Source organism: Massilia sp. CCM 8734 (assembly GCF_011682155.1).
Classification (GTDB): Bacteria; Pseudomonadota; Gammaproteobacteria; order Burkholderiales; family Burkholderiaceae_D; genus Telluria_A; species Telluria_A rubra.
In genome coordinates this window covers 1-382 of record NZ_WHJI01000212.1, presented here as the reverse complement: position 1 = coordinate 382, position 382 = coordinate 1, and the positions used below count along the sequence as shown (strand labels likewise).

The following is a 382-nucleotide window of genomic DNA, read 5'->3' as shown; positions in this document are numbered from 1 at the left end:
AGCCTGACGATGACCTACTTTCACACTGGTTGCAGCACTATCATCGGCGTAAAATCGTTTCACGGTCCTGTTCGGGATGGGAAGGGGTGGTACCGATTTACTATGGTCATCAGGCATAACTTGTACAAGTAGATGCTCCCAACTGGGCAGCAGTACTTCGAATCCTGAGCACGTATTGTACGGCGTATTCTTATTAATTGGTAGCAATTTTTATGGCGGCAGCACAAAACCTGCGGACGAAAAAAAGCCCCACATTTCTGCGGGGCTTTCTTCTTATAACTAGCCTGACGATGACCTACTTTCACACTGGTTGCAGCACTATCATCGGCGTAAAATCGTTTCACGGTCCTGTTCGGGATGGGAAGGGGTGGTACCGATTTAC

General features: G+C 48.2%; 2 rRNA genes. Both read right to left on the bottom strand.

Going from position 1 to position 382, the window contains the following annotated elements:
- Nucleotide 1: 1 nt before the first annotated feature.
- Nucleotides 2-114 (bottom strand): 5S ribosomal RNA (gene rrf, locus F2P46_RS36300).
- 168 nt (nucleotides 115-282) lie between these two features.
- Nucleotides 283-382, bottom strand: a 5S ribosomal RNA gene (gene rrf, locus F2P46_RS36295); the annotation flags it as partial.